Here is a 17,678-nt window from a genome sequence, read left to right as displayed (position 1 = left end):
CAACCGGCGAGCGAACACCCCCGACGCCCGCACCGCGACCTGATCCTCACCCCCCGAACCCGCCAGCACACCCGCCAACCGGCCCAGCACACGCCCATCCACCGCACCATCACCCAGCGGCAGATCCACCAGACCACCCCAACGCCCGGGATACTCCAGCGCCGCCACCCGACCCAGACCCCACACACCGGCCTGCGCCACACCACCCAACCGATCCGCACGCCCCGTCGACACCGCACCCCGCGTCACACACCACAACGGCACGTCGACACCGGCATCACCCAACGCCTGCACCAGCACCGCCGAGTCGACGACACCACCGGCCGCGCCCCCGGCGAGAAGCGACACCACACCGGCAGCCGGCTCGCCATCGGACACAGCGGTCCGCAGCCGCTCGGCAACCGCCTCGCGGCCAAGTCCCGCCTCCAGCACGGCCGTCCGGACCTCGACGCCGCGAGCGGACAGCATGCCGGTCACAGCGGTGGCCAGACCGCCGCCCTGGGCCTCGGCGGGCACAACTACCAACCACGTCCCGGACAGCACCCCGGCCGCCCGCTCCGTCACCGGCCGCCACACCACCCGGTAACGCCAGCCATCGACCACCGACTGCTCCAGCCGCTGCCGACGCCACGCCGACAACGCCGGAACCACAGCACTCATCGGCTGCTCAGCACCGACCTCCAACTCCGCCGCCAGCGAAGCCAGATCCCCCCGCTCCACCGCCTCCCAGAAACGGGCATCAACGGAATCCGAACCAACACCCACCCCGCCAGCACCCAACACCGGCGCAGACGGAATCTCCAGCCAGTAACGCTCCCGCTGGAAGGCATACGTCGGCAGGTCCACCCGCCGCGCACCAGTCCCCGCGAAGAAGGCCCGCCAATCGACCGCCTTGCCACGGACGTACGCCTGGGCGACGGCGGAGATCGCCGCTTCCCGCTCGTCCCGGTCCCGGCGAAGTGCGGGCGCGAAGGCGTGGCCGTCCCCGGTGACACACTCCTGCGCCATGGCCGACAGCACGCCGTCCGGACCGAGTTCCACGAACGTCGTGACGTCCTCGGCCTCCAGCGCCCGCACACCGTCGAGGAACCGCACGGCCTCCCGCACATGCCGCACCCAGAACTCGGGCGAGCACACCTCTTCCGCCGACACCACACCGCCGGTCAGATTCGACACGATCGGGATCCGAGGCGTATCGAACTCGAGCACCTGCGCCACGCGCCGGAACTCGGCGAGCATGCCGTCCATGTGCGGCGAGTGGAAGGCATGGCTGACCGTAAGACGCCGAGTCTTACGCCCCTGCCCCTGAAAGACGGCAGCGATCTCCAGTACGACGTCCTCGTCACCGGCGACCACAACCGAAGCCGGCCCGTTGACCGCCGCGATACTCACCGCATCCGTCAGATACGGGATCACCTCATCCTCAGCGGCCTGCACGGCCACCATCGCCCCACCGTCACCCGGCAGTTCCTGCATCAACCGGCCACGCGCCGCCACCAGCGTGCACGCATCCTCCAGCGACAGCACACTCGCACAATGCGCCGCCGCCACCTCACCGATGGAGTGCCCGGACAGGAAGTCGGGGCGCACACCCCACGACTCCAGCAACCGGAACAACGCCACCTCGATGGCGAACAGCGCCGGCTGGGTGTACTCGGTCCGGTCGAGCAGCCCGGCCTCGGGCGAGCCCGGCTCGGCGAAGATGACGTCGTGCAGCGGCAGTTCGAGCTGCTCGTCCAGGTACCACAGGGCGTCGTCGAGCGCGTCCGCGAACACCGGATAGGTCTCGTACAGTTCGCGGCCCATGCCCAGCCGCTGGCTGCCCTGCCCCGTGAACAGGAACGCCAGCTTGCCGGCGGTCCGCGCGCCCCTGACCACCCCGACTGCCGGGGACTCGTCACCCGCCAGGGCGCTCAACTGCCGTAGGAAGCCTTCGCGGTCGCCCGCGACGAGCACCACCCGCTCCTCGAACGCGGCGCGGCTCGTGGCGAGCGAGTAACCGATGTCGGCCGGACGGGAGTCGGCCTGCTGGGTCTCGGCGGCCAGTCGCGCGAGCAGCCGTTCCGCCTGACCGCGCAGGGCGGCCGGCGTCTTGGCGGTCAGCACCCACGGAAGCGGGCCAGGAAGCACCTCCGCGGCCCCAGGGCCACCGTGCGCGCCTCCCTCGCCCTCGTCGCCCTCATCGCTCTCCTCCGGCTCCTCAGCCGGCGGCTCCTCGATGATGGTGTGGGCGTTCGTGCCGCTCATACCGAACGACGACACACCCGCCCGTCGCGGGCGGCCGTCCGTCTCGGGCCACTCCCGTGCCTCGGTCAGCAACTCCACCGCACCGGCGGACCAGTCCACATGGGGCGACGGCTCATCGACGTGCAGGGTGCGCGGCAGCACACCGTGCCGCATGGCCATCACCATCTTGATGACACCCGCGACCCCGGCCGCCGCCTGCGCATGCCCGATGTTCGACTTCAGCGACCCCAGCCACAGCGGCGGCCGCCCCTCGCCCCGCCCCTGCCCATACGTGGCCAGCAGCGCCTGCGCCTCGATCGGGTCACCCAGCGTCGTACCCGTACCGTGCGCCTCCACCGCATCCACATCCGCAGCCGACAACCCCGCCGACGCCAACGCCTGCCGGATCACCCGCTGCTGCGAAGGACCGTTCGGAGCCGTAAGACCATTGCTCGCACCGTCCTGGTTGATGGCGCTCCCCCGCACCACCGCCAGCACCGTATGACCATTGCGCCGGGCGTCCGACAGCCGCTCCACGAGCAGCATGCCCACACCCTCACCCCAGGCCGTGCCGTCCGCGGCCGCCGCGAAGGCCTTCACCCGGCCGTCGGGCGCGAGACCCCGCTGCCGGCTGAACGCGATGAAGGAGCCGGGGCCGGCCATGACGGCCACGCCGCCCGCGAGGGCGATGGAGCACTCGCCGCGGCGCAGCGCCTGGACGGCCAGGTGCAGGGCGGCCAGGGAGGAGGAGCAGGCGGTGTCGACGGTGACGGTGGGGCCCTCGAAGCCGAGGGTGTAGGCGATGCGGCCGGAGGCGACGCTGGCCGCGTTGCCGGTGACGAGGTAGCCCTCGATGCCCTCTTCGGCCTCGTGCAGGCGGGGGCCGTATTCCTGGGTCTCGGCGCCGACGAATACGCCGGCCTGACTACCCCGGAATTCGGCGGGGTCGATTCCGGCGCGTTCGAATGCCTCCCAGGAGGTTTCCAGGAGCAGTCGCTGCTGCGGATCCATCGCCAGCGCCTCACGCGGCGAGATCCCGAAGAATCCCGCGTCGAACTGGTCGGCGTCGTGCAGGAATCCGCCTTCGCGGGTGTAGCTGGTGCCGGGGTTGTCGGGGTCGGGGTCGTAGAGCGAGGAGAGATCCCAGCCGCGGCCGGTGGGGAATTCGGAAATGGCGTCGGTGCCGGAAATGGCCAGTTGCCAGAGGTCCTCGGGCGAGTGGACGCCGCCGGGGAAGCGGCAGCCCATTCCCACGATGGCGATGGGCTCGTCGTCCGCCGGGACGGCGAAGGCGGCGCCGGTGTCCGGGCCCGTGTCGCCGGCGCCCGGTGCGAGGCCGAGGATCTCGGTGCGCAGGAGGCGGGCGAGGGCGGCCGGGGTGGGGTGGTCGAACGCGAGGGTGACCGGCAGTCGCAGGCCGGTGGCGGCGGTGAGCCTGCTGTGCAGGTCGACCGCGGCGAGCGAGTCGAAGCCGAGCTCGAGGAAGGGGCGTTCGGGGTCGACGGCGGCGGGGGCGTTGTCGCGCAGGGCAGCGCGCACGAGGGTGGTGACCCAGTCGGTGAGCACCTGCTCCTGCTCGGCCGCGGACATCCCGCCGAGCCGCTCGGCCCACGACGGCCCGTCCGCAACCGGCCCGTCCCAGACCGGCCCATCCGCCGCGACCGGCCTCTCCCCAGCCCGCCCATCGGCAGCCGGCCCGTGCTCCGCCGGCAGATCCCCGATCGGCCGGTCCGTCGGCGCGTCGCCGCCGGGACCCAGGTCCTTCACGTCGTTGTGCTCGGGCGTGAAATCCTCGGATCCACTCATCAACGCGCTCCATTTACCCTGGCAGACAGAATCCAACGACCATTTCGCAGCCTGCCATGGGCGGGGTGTCCGAGAAACCCCTTCAAACCCCCTAGTAACCCCTATCTTGAGGCCCTATTCATCGCCTTGACGGCCTCCCGGGACCCCGTCGAGAATGCGCTGAGCAAGAAGGAAAAGTCAAGAATACGACTGGAATTCACCAGTCGCGGACTCATTCAGAAGGGAGCGCGTGCTCATGCGCGTGCTGTTCGTCTCGTATCCGGCCATCGGTCATGTCTTCCCGACGGTTCCGCTGGCCTGGGCGCTGCGGGCCGCGGGTCACGAGGTGCTGGTGGCCACCGGGTGCACCGGTCTGGAAGCAGCCAACGCCGGTCTGCACGTGGCGGATGTCGCCCCGGGCCTGGACATGGAGAATTTCTTCCAGGAGACCGTTCCGGATCTGCTGGCCCGGGTGCGCAATCCCGAGGGGCCCGATCCGCTGGCCGGCATTCAGCTGTTCGCCCATCTCAACGACCATCTGGCCGACGCGATCGTGCGTACGGCAGAGGCGTTCCGGCCCGATCTCGTGGTCTACGAGCAGATCTTCGTCTCGGGCCTGATAGCCGCTCAGAAACTGGGTGTGCCCGCGGTGCAGCACAACTTCGGTTTCGCCCGCGGGGCGGAGATCCGGGCGCTGACCCTCGCGCAGCTCGGCGCGACGATGCGCCGGCACGGTGTGGAGGGGGTGCCCGAGCGGGTCACGACTGTCGACATCGCGCCGCCGAGCATGGTGGAGCCGGAGCCGGACGGCTGGTCGATGCGGCCGGTGCCGTACAACAGCGGGGCGGTGCTGCCGGACTGGGTGCTGGAGCGGCCGGAGCGGCCGCGGATCGCCGTGACGCTGGGGACGGCGTCGGTGTACGTGACGGGGCTCGGTCCGGTGCAGCGGCTGCTGGCCGCGGCGGAGTCGGTGGACGCGGAGTTCGTGCTGGCGCTCGGCGACGTCGACACCGGCGCCCTGGGTGAACTGCCCCCCAACGTACGGGTGGTGGGCTGGGTGCCGCTCACCGTGCTGATGCGCACGTGTGCGGGCGCGGTGCACCACGGGGGTTCGGGGACCACGCTGGCGGCGCTGAACGCGGGGGTGCCGCAGATCATCCTGCCGGACGGCGCGGACCGGTTCGTGAACGCGGCCGCCGTCCACGAGCGCGGTGCGGGCCTGAGCGCGCGGGCCGAGGAGATCGACGCCGAGCTGCTGCGGCGGCTGTTGTCGGACGAGAAGATGCGCACGGTCGCGGCGGAGGTGCGCGAGGAGATCGAGGGGATGCCGACGCCTGCCGCGCTCGTCACCCGGCTGGAGGAGCTGGCGGCCCGCTGAGCCGCCGTACGCGAACCGGAAGCGGAGGGGCGACGGGGAGGTCGCCCCTCCGGTTCCCGGGGGATGTGACAGTTGGTCTTGGTGGGCCGGCTCCCGTCGGCGGAGGAGCCGGCCCGGGTCTCAGCGTCGGCGTCGATGGCCGCCGTGTCCGGACGAGCGGGCCCGCCCGGCGAATCCGTGCCCAATGGGCCCGCCGTGCGAACCCCCGCCGGCCCCGCCGGCCCCGCCTGACGCGGCGGCCCCGCCGTACGAGCCGGCCCCAGCGGGCTCCAGGAACGGCGCGAGCAGCCCCGGTACCGCCTTCTCCGCGAGCGCGAGCCCGTCGGTGACGGTCACGTCCCGCACCTTGTACTTGTGGTCCCCGGCGGCCGTGGTGGCCGTCAGCGTGAGGAGTCCGGAGCGGCGCTGGAACAGTGAGCGGGAGACGCCGATGCCGATGATCCCCTCGCGCTGGAGGGCGACCGTACGGTGGGAGAAGGTGCCGTAGCGGGTCACGAGGTAGCGGCCGTGCAGGCCGTGGCCGAGGGTGCGGTAGGCGTCGTGGGCGAGGGCCAGGGTGACCGGCAGGAGCACCACCGCGCAGGCGGCGGCGACGTAGAGCAGGGGTGTCCACAGCAGCGCGCCGAGCAGGGCCGGTACGGCGCTGATGAGGACCGTGGCGGTCAGGGCGCGGTTGACGCGGCGGCGCAGGGCGCTGCGCGGGTGCGGGGTGAGCTCGGCGGCCGAGGTGGGCGACTGGCTCTCGCCCAGGACGTCCGCGGCGACGCGGAGGGCTTCGGCACGGGGCACGGGGGGTGTGAGCATACGGCGCTTGCGGTTCTCGTCGCGGTCGCCGAGGCCGCTGGCGACGGCGTTGAGGCGTGCTCCGCCGGCCCAGCGCAGCAGCATGGTCTCGCCGAGTTCGACGCCGCGCAGGCGCTGTTCCTCGATGGTGACGGAGCGGGTGACGAGCAGGCCGCGCAGGACGCGCAGGGTGCCGCCGTCCTCGCGTTCGAGGCGGTAGCCGTACCAGCCCTCGGTGAAGGTGGCGGTGGAGCCGACGGCGCCGATGACGACGAGGATCACGACGGTGACGAGGACGCCGAACCACAGGGGCACGGAGCCGTAGCGGTGTTCGATGCCCTTGACGAAGCCGAGTTCGAGCGGGTCGATCCGCATCTCGTGCAGGGTGCGGTAGACGGTGCCGACGCCGAGGAGTACGCCGCCGACGCCCCAGATGGTCAGGGGGGCGTAGCGGATCCAGGCCCAGTCGAGGTCGGCGATGGTGTGGTCGTCGTCGTCGCTGGGGTGGCCGGTGACGGCGTCGCGGCGGCTGAGGAGCCGCTGGCGCAGTTCGGCGCCCTGGGCCTTGCTGACGCCGTCGAGGGAGAGGCGGCGGCTTGAGGAGGTCTGGTCGCCGGTGCCGATGCGGACGGAGGTGAGTCCGAAGACGCGGTGGACGGGGTTGGCGGTGAGGTCGACGCCGCGGATGCGGTCCAGGCGGATGGAGCGGTGGCTGCGGAAGAGGAGTCCGGAGCGCAGTTCGATGCGGTCACCGGTGATGCGGTAGCGGGTGGTCAGGAACCGCATGAGGCTGATGCCGGTGATCACGCAGGCGGTGATGAGCAGGGAGCCGAGGGTGATCAGTGCCTGGAGGTTGAGCGTGCCGCCGGTGATGAGCAAGGTGCCGGCGAAGGAGGCGGCCGGTGCGGCGAGGATGCTCAACTGCACCAGGATGAGGCGGGCGTTGAGGCGCTGCCAGGGCTCGGCCGGGTCGGCGTCGACGGGGCGGTCCACGGCGGTCTGCTGGGTCATGTGGCGTCTCCCGGCGTGGCCTGGGTGTACTGGGTGAGATGCTCGACGAGGTCGGTGGCGGTGCGCCGGTCGAGTCCCTTGATCTTGACCGCGCCGGCGGCCGAGGCGGTGGTGACGGTGACTCCCGACAAGCCGTACATCTGCTGGATGGGGCCGCGCAGCATGTCGACGGTCTGGACCCGGGACAGGGGCACCACGCGCCAGCGCTGCCACAGCCAGCCGGAGGCGGCGTAGACGGCTTCCCCGGTGGTCTCCCAGCGGTGGACGCGGTAGCGCCAGGCCGGCATGACGGCCATGTAGAGCAGGCCGGGGACCAGTGTGGCGACCAGGCACCAGCCGAACCAGGTGCGGGCGGGCGGGATGAAGAGGTAGAGCACCGCGAAGACGATGGGGAGGGGGAGGGCGAAGACGGAGGCCTGGGTGGTCCACCAGGCCACCGCCCGGCGCTCCACGCGGTGGCGGGGAGGGCGGAGCCTCACTTCGTCGCCGGGCCGCGTCTGATGCCGCGTCTGGTGCCCCATCGCCTGCCTCATCGAGTCTTCCGTCGCGTGTGCCACTGGTTCACTGCTTCCACTTCGCGGGGTACGGCCGGTCGGGGGTGGGTTCGGGTCAGGGGGTCACCGCGTGGCGGTGCCCGCGTGCTGTCCGGACCGGTCGTGGGCGGTGGCCGCGTGGCCCTCGGTGGTCAGCCGGCGGCGGCGGGCCAGGAGGACACAGGTGCGGGCCAGCACCATGGCGAGCGACATGAAGACGAAGGCGTTGGCGTAGACGTCCTGGCCGCTGAGCTTGTAGTCGATGCTGAACTTGATGATGCCCTGGGGGAACCAGTGCTCCGTGCCGTAGGCGAACAGGACGCGGGCGCTGGACAGCACGATCCAGAGCACAGCGTAGCCGACGCCGCCGGTGGTGTAGATCTGGCCCGAGGCGTCCTTGTGCGCGGGGAGCAGGGCGCCGGCGATCAGTCCGCAGATGGCTCCCACACCGATGCCGACCAGCTGAAGCGACACGTCGTTCCCGGCGGTGGGCAGGGAGTGCACGAACAGTGCGATGACGATGGCGACCGCGAGGAGCGAGCGCAGCATCCGCATGTTGGTGACTTTCCTGCGTCCGAGGTCGGTGGCCAGGATGATGGTGAGAATGGTCGCGCTTGCGATGAGCGCGGTGAGGAACGGGCTCATGGGACGTGTGGCCTTTCGTGGTTGCGCGCACTTGCCTGCGCCGCTGTACTCAACGTAGGCGGGGGCGGGTGTACGCCGGGACGACCGATCGGTGGAACCGGCTGTCCACCGACCGGTGGACACGACGCGGGGCCGTGGGTGGTACGACTTGTCCTGTGCGCACTCACACCCAGGTGGACGTCGCGGAGCGAAGCGGCGGCGGCCGGCCCCCCGAGGCCGGCAATCGCTGGTTCGCGCTGTGGGACGGCTACTTCTCGATCAGTTACGCCGTCACCACGGTGCTGCTGTTCATCACCGACGGCGACCAGACGTACCGGGCGGTGGCGATCGGCGCGCTGACGCTGGGCGTGCCCTGGTACGCGGCGCTGGGCCGTCAGCTGATGGTGCACGCCAGCCCGTCGCGGGTGTTCGGAACGCGCAACGTAGTGTTCGGCGTGGGGCTGTTCCTGCTGTTCGCGGTGGCCACCGCGTGCGATGTCGCGGCGTCGTTCGCGTTGTTCGCGGTGGTGCCGATGCTGATGATGGCGCTGCCCACGACGTCGGCGATCGCGGTGGTGCTGCTGGCCAACCTGGTGCCGGTGACGGTGGTGTGGCTGACCGGCGGGCAGATCGGCGCGGTGCTGCCCACCTCGCTGCTGGGCATAGCGCTGTCGGTGCTCCAGGGGCTGTGGATCACGCGGGTGGTGCGGCAGAGCCGCGAACGGGCCGAGCTGATCGAGGAGTTGCGGTGCAGCCGGGAGCAGCTGGCGCAGCTGTCGCGGCAGGCGGGCGTCTCGGCGGAGCGGGAGCGGCTGGCGCGGGAGATCCACGACACGCTGGCGCAGGGGCTGACGAGCATCATCAGTCTGGTGCAGGCCGCCGAGTCGGAGGTGGCGGTCTCTCCGGAGCTGGCGCAGCGGCATCTGGATCTGGCGGGCCGGGTGGCGAAGGACAGTCTGGTGGAGGCGCGGGAGTTCGTGGCCGCGCTGTCTCCGCCGTCGCTGCGGGAGAGTTCGCTGGTGCAGGCCGTCAGGCGGCAGGCCGACGGCCTGGTCGCGCAGACGGGTCTCGCGGTGCGGTGCGCGGTGGAGGGCACGGAGGTGCCGTTGCCGATGGCGGTGAGCGTGGTACTGCTGCGTACGGTGCAGGAGGCCTTCGCGAACGTGCGCAAGCACGCCTCGCAGGCCCGTCGGGTGGACGTGGTGCTGTCCTACGCGCCGGACGCGGTGCGGCTGACGGTGCGCGACGACGGCGAGGGTTTCGAGATGCGCGAGGATCAGAAGGGCTTCGGGCTGAGCGGCATGCGGGCCCGGGTGCAGGAGATCGACGGGACGGCGGCCGTCTCCAGCCGGCCCGGCAGGGGTACGGCGGTCGAGGTGACGGTGCCGCTGGCGGCGGCCGGCGCGGAGGCCGCCGGTGAGTGACGAGAAGGCGGACGAGAAGGCGATGACGGAGCACACCGGGCAGGGCGCCGGGGACGGTCTGCGGGTCCTGCTCGCCGACGACCATCCGGTGGTGCGGGAGGGTCTGTGCGCCATCCTGGAGTCCGCGGACGGGATCACCGTGGTCGGGCAGGCGGGCTCCGGTGAGGAGGCGGTCGCGCTGGCGGCGCGGCTGAATCCCGACATCGTGCTGCTGGACCTGCGGATGGGCGACATGGACGGGGTGGCCGCGACCGGGCACATCCTGCGCCAGTGCCCGGGCTGCAAGGTCGTCATCGTCACGACGTACGAGAGCGACGCGGACATCCTGCGCGCGGTGGAGGCGGGTGCGGCGGGCTATCTGCTCAAGGGCAGCACGCGCGCGGAGCTGGTGAGCGCGGTGCGGGGCGCGGCCCGTGGTGAGACGGTGCTGACGCCTTCGCTGGCGGGCAAGCTGGTGCGGGCCAGGACGGTGGACGCGCCGCCGCTGTCGGAGCGGGAGTGCGAGGTGCTGCGGCTGGTCAGCCAAGGGCTGACGAACGCGGAGATCGGCCGGAAGCTGTTCATCGGCGAGGCGACCGTGAAGACCCATCTGCTGCGGGCCTACCGGAAGTTGGACGTCACGGACCGCACCGCCGCCGCCATCACGGCCTTCGAGCGAGGGCTGCTGTGATGGCGGCGGGGGCGGTGCGATTACGTCGGCTGCGGCGGCTGTGCCGACTGCCGCGGTGGTGCCGATTACGGCGGTCACGGCACCGGGGGCCGCGGCCCGGCCCCGGGTCAGGCGATGCCGGCCAGGCTGCTGTCGGACAGCTTGGAGGGCAGGTCCCGGCGCCGTTTGACGTTCAGCTTGCGGTAGATGCGGGTGAGATGCTGCTCCACGGTGCTGACGGTGACGTACAGCTTGGTGGCGATCTCGCGGTTGGTGTGGCCGTGCGCGGCGAGCACGGCGACCCTGGACTCGGCCTCGGTGAGGGCCTCGGCCTCGCGGGGCAGGTCGCCCTCGCGGCCGGTGGCGGCCTCGGTGTCGGCGTCGCCGGGCATGAGCAGCTGGCACAGCGGTTCCGCGCCGCACGCCTTGGCGACGTGCCAGGCCTTGCGCACCAGCAGCCGCGCCCGGTTGAACTCGCCGAGCGAGCGGTAGCCGTTGCCCAGTTCCCCGAGGGCGGCGGCCAGTTGGAGCCGGTCGTCGCTGGTCTCCAGGATCTCCACCGACTCCTTGAGCAGTTGCAGCCGGCGCTTGATCTCCATGGTGCGGGCCAGCACCAGGAGTTGGGCGCCGCGGGTGCGGCTGGGCGCGGTGCCGCCGCGGCGCGGCTGGCGTTCGGCGAGGGCGCGGGCCCGCTCGGGTTCGCCGAGGGCGAGCCACGCCTCGGCGGCGTCGATGCGCCACGGCACCAGTTCGGGGGCGTCCACTCCCCACTCCTGCATCAGCCGCCCGCAGGTGAGGAAGTCCTCGACGGCGGCGTGGTAGCGGCCGGTGGCCAGGTGGCAGCGGCCCCGGGCGCGGAGGTACTGCAGGCCCAGCAGGGTGCCGAACAGGGTCTCGGGCACGGGCTGTTCGAGCAGGGCCATGGCCTCGTCGGGGCGGCCCATGCCGATCTCGGCCTGGATCAGGGTGCTCAGCGGCAGGGCGATGCCGATGCCCCAGCTCTGCAGCGAGATCAGCGACAGGGCGGCGCGGGCGTGGTGCGCGGCGCCGGGCAGGTCGCCCTGGCGCAGGGCGATGTCGCCGCGGACCGCGGACAGCAGGGCCTGCCAGCCGGGCGCGCGCCGGGTGGCGCACTCGCCGAGGAGCCGTTCGCACCAGGCGAGCGCGAGGTCGGTGCGGTCGGCGTAGACGAGGGCCAGGAGGGCGAAGACGAGCGGCTGGAGCGAGGTGTCGCTGATGCGGTGGCGTTGCAGCAGGCGCTGGGCGTCCGCGACGGCGCTGTCGCCGAGGCCGCCGGTCAGCGCGGCGGAGATGGCGGACGCGGCCAGGGTGTGGGCGTCGTCGCCGCTTCCGCCGGGGCCCTCGGGTGCGGGCGCCCGGGTCAGCGCCGACTCGGGGAAGACCGCCTCCAGGGACGGGCTGATCATCGTCAGCCAGCGGCGCGCGGCCTCGAGCGCGGCGGCGTTCCGGCCGGGCGCGTACTGGCCTGGCATGTCCTGGCCGGGCGTGTCCTGCGCGGACGGTTCGCCGGACGCGGCGGACAGGCTGTGCACCATGTCGCTCGCCTGGTCCAGCCGGCCCGACCAGCCCAGGTAGGACACCGAGGCGGCCAGGTCGCGGCCGGGGAGCCGGCCGGCGAGTTCGGCGGTGAGCTGCGGCAGGTGGGCCTCGGCGGCGGCGGGGTTGAGCCGCCACACGAGGCTGACCAGCCGGGCCTTGATCGCGGCGCGGGCCTCGCGGTCCTGGCAGGTGCGGTGGGCCAGTTCCAGGCAGTGCAGCGCGACTTCGATGTCATCGTCGATCAGCGCGTACTCGGCGGCTTCCTGAAGGACGGGGACCATGGTGTCGTCGACGTCCTGCCGGCCGCTCAGCAGGTGCCGGGCCACGTCCAGGGCGGACGCTCCGTCGCGGTGCAGCAGTGCGGCGGCCCGCTGGTGGAGCCCGGCCAGGGTGTGCGGCTCGGTGACCTCCAGTACGGCGGTGCGTGCCGCCGGGTCGCGGAAGAAGCCGTCGTCGAGGACCGCGCAGCGCATGAGGTCCTGGACGCCCTGTTCGGCCTCCTCGGTCTGGATGCCGAGCACCTGGGCGAGCAGCGCGGTGGACCCGGCGTCGCCGAGCACGGCCACCCCCCGGGCGACGGTCAGCATGTCGGGTTCGCCGCGGTGCAGGCAGTCCCGTACGGCCTGGGCGTACTTGTCGGCCGGTACGACCCGCTGGAAGGGTTCGTTGCGGTCGGCGCCGGCGAGGCAGTCCTCGAGCAGGGCGCGCAGCAGCAGCGGGTTGCCGCCGCTGATGGCGTGGAACTCGGGGGCCAGCCGGGCGGCGAGCGCGGGCACGAACTGGCCGGCGATCACCGTCGCGGTGCCCTGTGCGGAGAGCATGCCGACGTGGACGCGGCCGCAGTGCGGCTGGCGCAGCAGCTCGGCGTGGAACACGACCTGTTCCTGGCGCAGTCTGGTCGCCTCGGTCAGCACGATCAGGATGCGCGACTGACGTATACGCCGAGTCAAATAGAGGAGGAATTGTAGAGAATTCTCGTCACTGCAGTGAACGTCGTCGATCGCTATGACGACCGTGTGTTCACGGGCGAGTTGGAGCAGCGCCCAGGCGACGTACGGCATGGGCCGCATTCGGTGCTGCTGGCCGGATTCCGTCGCCGCCTCGTCCATGAGCCGCAGCGCTTCGGTGCGGACTTCCGGCGCGAACGACGCGTGGTCGCATATTTTTCTCAGGATGCCGAAGGGCAGTGCCCGTTCGGCGCGCGAGGCGGTCGCGTCGAGCAGTATCGCGCCCTCGTCGATCGCCTGTTCGGTAAAGGCTTCGAGAAGTTCGGTCTTGCCGCTCGCCACCGCGCCGCTGAGCAGAGCGACGCGGCCTCGGCCGTTTCCGGCACTGCGCAGCAGTTCGTTCAGCGTGCCGAGATGGCTCTCGCGCTCGACCAGCTTCAAGGACATGGTCATTTGTGTTTCCCCCGGAAACCGCGGCGCGCCCGGATCGTCCGGTCGGCAGGGCGCCGCGGCGGTGCGTTTGAAAGTTGTACCGGTTCCTTTTCAGGCGGCGTATCCCTTGCGGGATCTGGTCGTCGCCGGCCTGTGCTCGTGCGGGACCGCCGGTCACGCGGTCCCGCACGTCAGGAAAGAGGGCCGCCCTTGCCGGGCAGCGGTCCGCCGAGCGTGTCGGAGACGATCTTCAGGATCTGCTCCTGGTGGTTGGCCAGGAAGAAATGGCCGCCCGTGAAGACGTGCATGTCGAACGCCCCGGTGGTGTGCTCCGCCCACGCCGACGCCTCGTCCAGGCTGGTCCTGGGGTCGTTGTCGCCGGTCAGCACGGTGATCGGGGCGGTCACCGTGAGCCCGGGAGCGGCGCGGTAGTTCTCGATCGCGGTGTAGTCGCTGCGGATCGCGGGCAGCACCATCCGCAGGATCTCCTCGTCGCCGAGGATCTGCGAGTCGGTTCCGCTGAGCAGCCGCATCTCCTCGACGATGCCGTCGTCGTCACGCCGGTGCACGTTCTCGTCACGGTGGCGTGAAGGCGCCCTGCGGCCCGAGGCGAACACGGCGAGGGGCACGACGCCGTCCCGCTCCAGCCGCCGGGTCACCTCGAATGCGAGAACCGCTCCCATGCTGTGCCCGAAGAACGCGACGGGCCGGTCCAGCCATGGCCGGATTTCCGCGGTGATCGCGTCCGCGTATTCCCCGATGTCCTCGATGGCCGGATCCGCCCTGCGGTCCTGACGGCCCGGGTACTGCACCGAGACGACGTCGACCGCGGGAGACAGCGCGCGTGACATCGGGAAGTAGAAGGGTGCCGAACCGCCCGCGTGCGGAAGGCAGACAAGACGCACCCCGCTCTCCTCAGCGGGGTGGAAACGGCGTATCCAACGGCTGGGGTCCTGGAATTCACCCACTGCAACAAAACTCTTTCCTGAGATTCCCCGCCAACAACGAGCTCGGCGTTGCCGTGCCGATCCTTCGGCCAATCCATGTCTAGCAGAACGCTTGATCTAGGGGGTACCCCTACGTTTGGGAGCGCGCCCCGGACGTACCGGGCCGAGCCGGGACATCAGGCAGTTCCAATTACGGATGGGCGTTCGATGTCGTATTACTCACACTCCCGGCGACGACTCGGCGCGCACCTCGTGGACCAGCGCGGTGACGCGTTCCAGGGTCGGCTCGCGCAGGATGCGACCGAGTTCGGCCATGAACGCCTCCTCGGCCCGCGCGTCGAGGAGTTCGTGCGCGACGCCGGCGAGCATCGCCAGCAGGGACAGCGAGTCCCCGCCCAGCCGCTGGAAGTCGGACTGCCCGTCGAGCCGGGAGCGGTCGACTCCGAGCGTGCGCGCCCATGTTCCGGCCACCGCATCGGCCACCGGGTCCGTCACCTTGTCCGCGGCGCCCGGAACACCGTGCCGCGCGTCGCCGAAGGGGTCCGGCAGGGCCCGTACGTCCACCTTCCCGCTGACGGTGTACGGCAGTTCGCTCACCACGGTGACGGCGGCCGGGATCATATGGGCGGGCAGCAGCGCTGTCAGGTGATCCCTCAACTCCTCCTCCGCAACAGCCGTGTTGGTGAGCACATAGCCGAACAGCGCCTTGCCGCCCCGCCCGGCCGCCGGACGGGTCACCACCACGGCCCGGTCGACCGCCGTGTGCTCCTCCAGCGCCCGCGCCACCTCGGCGGGTTCCACCCGGTGGCCGCGGATCTTGACCTGGTCGTCGATGCGCCCGACGAACTGCAGCTCCCCCGACGGCAGTACGCGGGCGAGGTCGCCGGTGCGGTAGACCCGCGTACCGTCGGCCAGCCTGGGGAACCGTTCCCGGTCGAGCTCGGGGCGGCCGAGGTAGCCGCGCGCGAGCTGGGCGCCCCCGAGGTACATCTCCCCCACCTCGCCGGGGGCGACGAACCGCCGCTCGCCGTCGAGGAGGAACACCGAGGTGTTGTCGGCGGGCCATCCGATGGGCACCACGGAGCCGTCCTGGTCGCGCTCCTCGTCGTAGGTGTGGGCGGTGCAGCCGATGGTGGCCTCGGTCGGGCCGTACAGGTTGATGATCCGGCACTTGGGCCCGAACATCTCCTGGGCCCGGGCGGCGACCTCCACGCGCAACTGCTCGCCGACCACGACGACGCTGCGGTACCCGGCCGGCGTGATGTCCAGGCCGCCGATCAGGTCGAGGTGGGAGGGCGTCAGGTTCAGGGTGTTGGCGCGGGTCCGGGTCAGCAGGTGCCGCAGGGAGAGGTGGTTGGGGTCGTCCCGCACGAGGACGACCTCGCCGCCGGTCAGCAGCGGCAGGAACACCGAGGTGCCGGAGACGTCGAAGGAGGGCGAGGTGAGCAGGGGCAGGCAGGTCTCGGAGTCGATGCCGAACTCGCGGGTGCCCCAGTGCACGTAGTTGGCCAGGCTCCCGTGCTCGATCTGCACGCCCTTGGGCCGCCCGGTCGAGCCGGAGGTGTAGATGACGTAGGCGAGGTCGTGGGGGCCGACGGCGGTGTCGGCCCCGGCGACGGACGTGTCCGGCACCGCTGTCGCCGAGACTCCGGAGTCGTCCGTGGCCGCGTCCTCCCGCGAGGTGCCGCCCGCGGCGAGCGCGTCCAGCGGCAGCGCGCGGCAGCCCTCGGGGAGGCAGTCGCGGCCCTCCTGGGCGCGCTCGACCAGGCACAGGGTGCTGCCCGCGTCCGTGAGCAGGTCCGCAAGGCGGCGGTCGGGGTGGCGCACGTCCAGCGGGAGGTAGCAGGCGCCCGCGCGCAGTACGCCCCACAGGCCGGCGACGGAGGCGGCCGAACGGCCGGCGAGCAGCCCGACCACGGTGCCCGGTCCGGCGCCCAGACGACGCAGTCCGGCGGCGACCGCGTCCGCGCGGCGGCTCAGCTCCAGGTAGCTGACCTCACCCTCAGGGCCGCTGAGCGCGGTGCGGTGGGGCGTGCGTGCGACCTGCTCGCGGAAGAGTTCGACGACGGATCGCGGGTCGGGCAGCGGCCGCCTGGTGCGGTTGCCCTCCCAGTGCCGGTACGCCCTCGGGGAGAGGGCCTCCTCCACGGTGTCGAGGAGTGCCTCGGCGCGGTCGGCGGCGCCGGGACCGTCGTACCAGGCGACGGTGAGCTCGGTGCGGCCGGGGAGTTCGACGACGTCGATCTCGGGCGGTCCGCCGGGGGTGACGCCGCCGAGCGCGTACACGGAGGCCGCCTCGAAGCCGTCGGCGCGGAAGTCGGCGGGGTCGGCCGTGCCGAGGTGCGAGACGCAGGCGCGGGCGCTGTGGCGGTCGGTGGCGGCGGCCGTGCGGTCGATGCCCGCGATGCCCTCCCGCAGCAGGGGCAGCGGCAGGTCGAGGATGCCCGGGTCGGTGCCTTCGGCAAGGTCCCGGCGGTCCGTCAGCCGGGCGAGGAGCGTGCGCTGCACCTCCTCCCAGCCCTCCCCCTCGGTCACGTCGAGGTCGACGGCGTGCGAGAGCGCGGCGGTGGAGCGCAGTCCGGGCAGGTGGCGGCGCAGGTCGACGGGGACGTGGAAGCGTCCGGGTCCGTGGGCGGCCGCGAGGGCGGCGACCACCTTGGCGGTGGCCGCGAGGTGGGTGCCGTCGAGGCTGCGGCGCCGCCACAGCAGGCCGGCCTTCTCGTGCGGGCGGGGGCCGAGCGGCGAGGGGAAGTCCAGGTCGCGGGCGGCGGCGCGGGGCGGTTCGCCGTCCGGGTGCAGCCGCCGCAGCAGTTCCTCGCTGCCGGTGTCGGCGGGTGCGCCGAGCGGGTCCTCGCCGCGCAGCGCGCGGAAGACGTCGCGCGCCCACAGCAGCAGTCCGCGCCCGTCGGTCACGGCGTGGTCGGCGCGGAACACCACGGTGGCCGGGTCGCCGGGCGCGAGCAGCACCTCGCAGGTCGCACGGGTGTCGTCGAACGGCGCGCGCAGTTCCGGGGCGTCGAGCCGGTCCCGGTCGAGGGCGCCGGGCGCGAGGGTGCGTACGGCGGGGGCGGCGCCGCTGTCGGTCCACCGCCTCTCCTGCCGGGTCAGCCGCATCCCGGGGTGCGCGTCCGCGGCGGCGGCGACGGCCTGCGTCAGCCGGTGCGGCGGGAGGGCGCCGTCGCCTTCGACGAGGAGGTTCATCACCCGCGACTCGGGGGACATGCCCACAAAGGCCCATTCCAGTGGTGCCACGTTCCTGACGAATGTCGTCAAGTCGATCACTTCTCCCCGTTCGGCGGCGGCGTGGTGCGTACGCGCGTCACCGCGGCCCGGGCCGGCCGCCCGGCGGTGAAGCGCTGATTCCAGCTCCACGTCTAGG

The 17,678-nt window shown here is 72.1% G+C and carries 9 protein-coding genes and 1 pseudogene; 3 read left to right on the top strand and 7 right to left on the bottom strand.

The window, feature by feature from the left end; translation table 11 throughout:
• Positions 1–3,834 (bottom strand): annotated as a pseudogene (locus IE217_RS19260) (type I polyketide synthase); the annotation flags it as partial.
• A 433-nt stretch (positions 3,835–4,267) separates the two neighbouring features.
• Here IE217_RS19260 and IE217_RS19255 point away from each other — a divergent pair.
• A complete protein-coding gene (locus IE217_RS19255; protein ID WP_190179107.1) occupies positions 4,268–5,389 on the top strand; it encodes a nucleotide disphospho-sugar-binding domain-containing protein in 1,122 nt (373 codons plus the stop codon).
• Positions 5,390–5,509: 120 nt separating this feature from the next.
• Here IE217_RS19255 and IE217_RS19250 read toward each other — a convergent pair whose 3' ends face one another.
• The 3 genes from IE217_RS19250 to IE217_RS19240 form a co-directional block, all read right to left on the bottom strand.
• Positions 5,510–7,183: a PH domain-containing protein gene (locus IE217_RS19250; RefSeq protein ID WP_190179106.1), complete on the bottom strand. Its 1,674-nt coding sequence runs from the start codon at positions 7,181–7,183 to the stop codon at positions 5,510–5,512.
• Positions 7,180–7,704 carry a PH domain-containing protein gene (locus IE217_RS19245; RefSeq protein WP_190179105.1) on the bottom strand — a complete coding sequence of 175 codons (525 nt, stop codon included), beginning with the start codon at positions 7,702–7,704 and terminating at the stop codon, positions 7,180–7,182. The genes IE217_RS19250 and IE217_RS19245 overlap by 4 nt, the downstream gene beginning before the upstream one ends.
• A gap of 96 nt (positions 7,705–7,800) precedes the next feature.
• The gene (locus IE217_RS19240) at positions 7,801–8,361 is read right to left on the bottom strand and encodes a hypothetical protein (protein WP_229865401.1); all 561 of its coding nucleotides are present in this window, start codon (positions 8,359–8,361) and stop codon (positions 7,801–7,803) included.
• 155 nt (positions 8,362–8,516) lie between these two features.
• Here IE217_RS19240 and IE217_RS19235 point away from each other — a divergent pair, with 155 nt between their 5' ends.
• Positions 8,517–9,764 carry a sensor histidine kinase gene (locus IE217_RS19235; protein ID WP_229865399.1) on the top strand — a complete coding sequence of 416 codons (1,248 nt, stop codon included), beginning with the start codon at positions 8,517–8,519 and terminating at the stop codon, positions 9,762–9,764.
• 22 nt (positions 9,765–9,786) lie between these two features.
• Positions 9,787–10,434 carry a response regulator gene (locus IE217_RS19230; protein WP_190179137.1) on the top strand — a complete coding sequence of 216 codons (648 nt, stop codon included), beginning with the start codon at positions 9,787–9,789 and terminating at the stop codon, positions 10,432–10,434.
• Between the two features lie 107 nt (positions 10,435–10,541).
• Here the strand turns inward: IE217_RS19230 and IE217_RS19225 are convergent, their stop codons facing one another.
• The 3 genes from IE217_RS19225 to IE217_RS19215 all read right to left on the bottom strand — a co-directional run bounded on the left by IE217_RS19225 (position 10,542) and on the right by IE217_RS19215 (position 17,521).
• A complete protein-coding gene (locus IE217_RS19225) occupies positions 10,542–13,373 on the bottom strand; it encodes a helix-turn-helix transcriptional regulator (RefSeq protein ID WP_190179103.1) in 2,832 nt (943 codons plus the stop codon).
• 170 nt (positions 13,374–13,543) lie between these two features.
• Positions 13,544–14,257 (bottom strand): thioesterase II family protein, encoded by a 714-nt coding sequence (locus IE217_RS19220; RefSeq protein ID WP_373298063.1) that lies wholly within the window; start codon positions 14,255–14,257, stop codon positions 13,544–13,546.
• A 261-nt stretch (positions 14,258–14,518) separates the two neighbouring features.
• Positions 14,519–17,521: a non-ribosomal peptide synthetase gene (locus IE217_RS19215; protein WP_190179101.1), complete on the bottom strand. Its 3,003-nt coding sequence runs from the start codon at positions 17,519–17,521 to the stop codon at positions 14,519–14,521.
• Positions 17,522–17,678: the final 157 nt, after the last annotated feature.

This window comes from Streptomyces naganishii JCM 4654 (assembly GCF_014650575.1).
Lineage (GTDB): Bacteria > Actinomycetota > Actinomycetes > Streptomycetales > Streptomycetaceae > Streptomyces > Streptomyces naganishii.
The sequence above is the reverse complement of the archived record's forward strand: the minus strand, read 5'-3'. Positions and strand labels throughout refer to the sequence as shown.

Coding starts and splice junctions, on each gene's coding strand:
- IE217_RS19240 (WP_229865401.1), bottom strand. CDS start 8,361: ATGAGCCCGTTCCTCACCGCGCTCATCGCAAGCGCGACCATTCTCACC.
- IE217_RS19230 (WP_190179137.1), top strand. CDS start 9,787: ATGACGGAGCACACCGGGCAGGGCGCCGGGGACGGTCTGCGGGTCCTG.
- IE217_RS19255 (WP_190179107.1), top strand. CDS start 4,268: ATGCGCGTGCTGTTCGTCTCGTATCCGGCCATCGGTCATGTCTTCCCG.
- IE217_RS19215 (WP_190179101.1), bottom strand. CDS start 17,521: ATGTCCCCCGAGTCGCGGGTGATGAACCTCCTCGTCGAAGGCGACGGC.
- IE217_RS19225 (WP_190179103.1), bottom strand. CDS start 13,373: ATGACCATGTCCTTGAAGCTGGTCGAGCGCGAGAGCCATCTCGGCACG.
- IE217_RS19245 (WP_190179105.1), bottom strand. CDS start 7,704: ATGGGGCACCAGACGCGGCATCAGACGCGGCCCGGCGACGAAGTGAGG.
- IE217_RS19250 (WP_190179106.1), bottom strand. CDS start 7,183: ATGACCCAGCAGACCGCCGTGGACCGCCCCGTCGACGCCGACCCGGCC.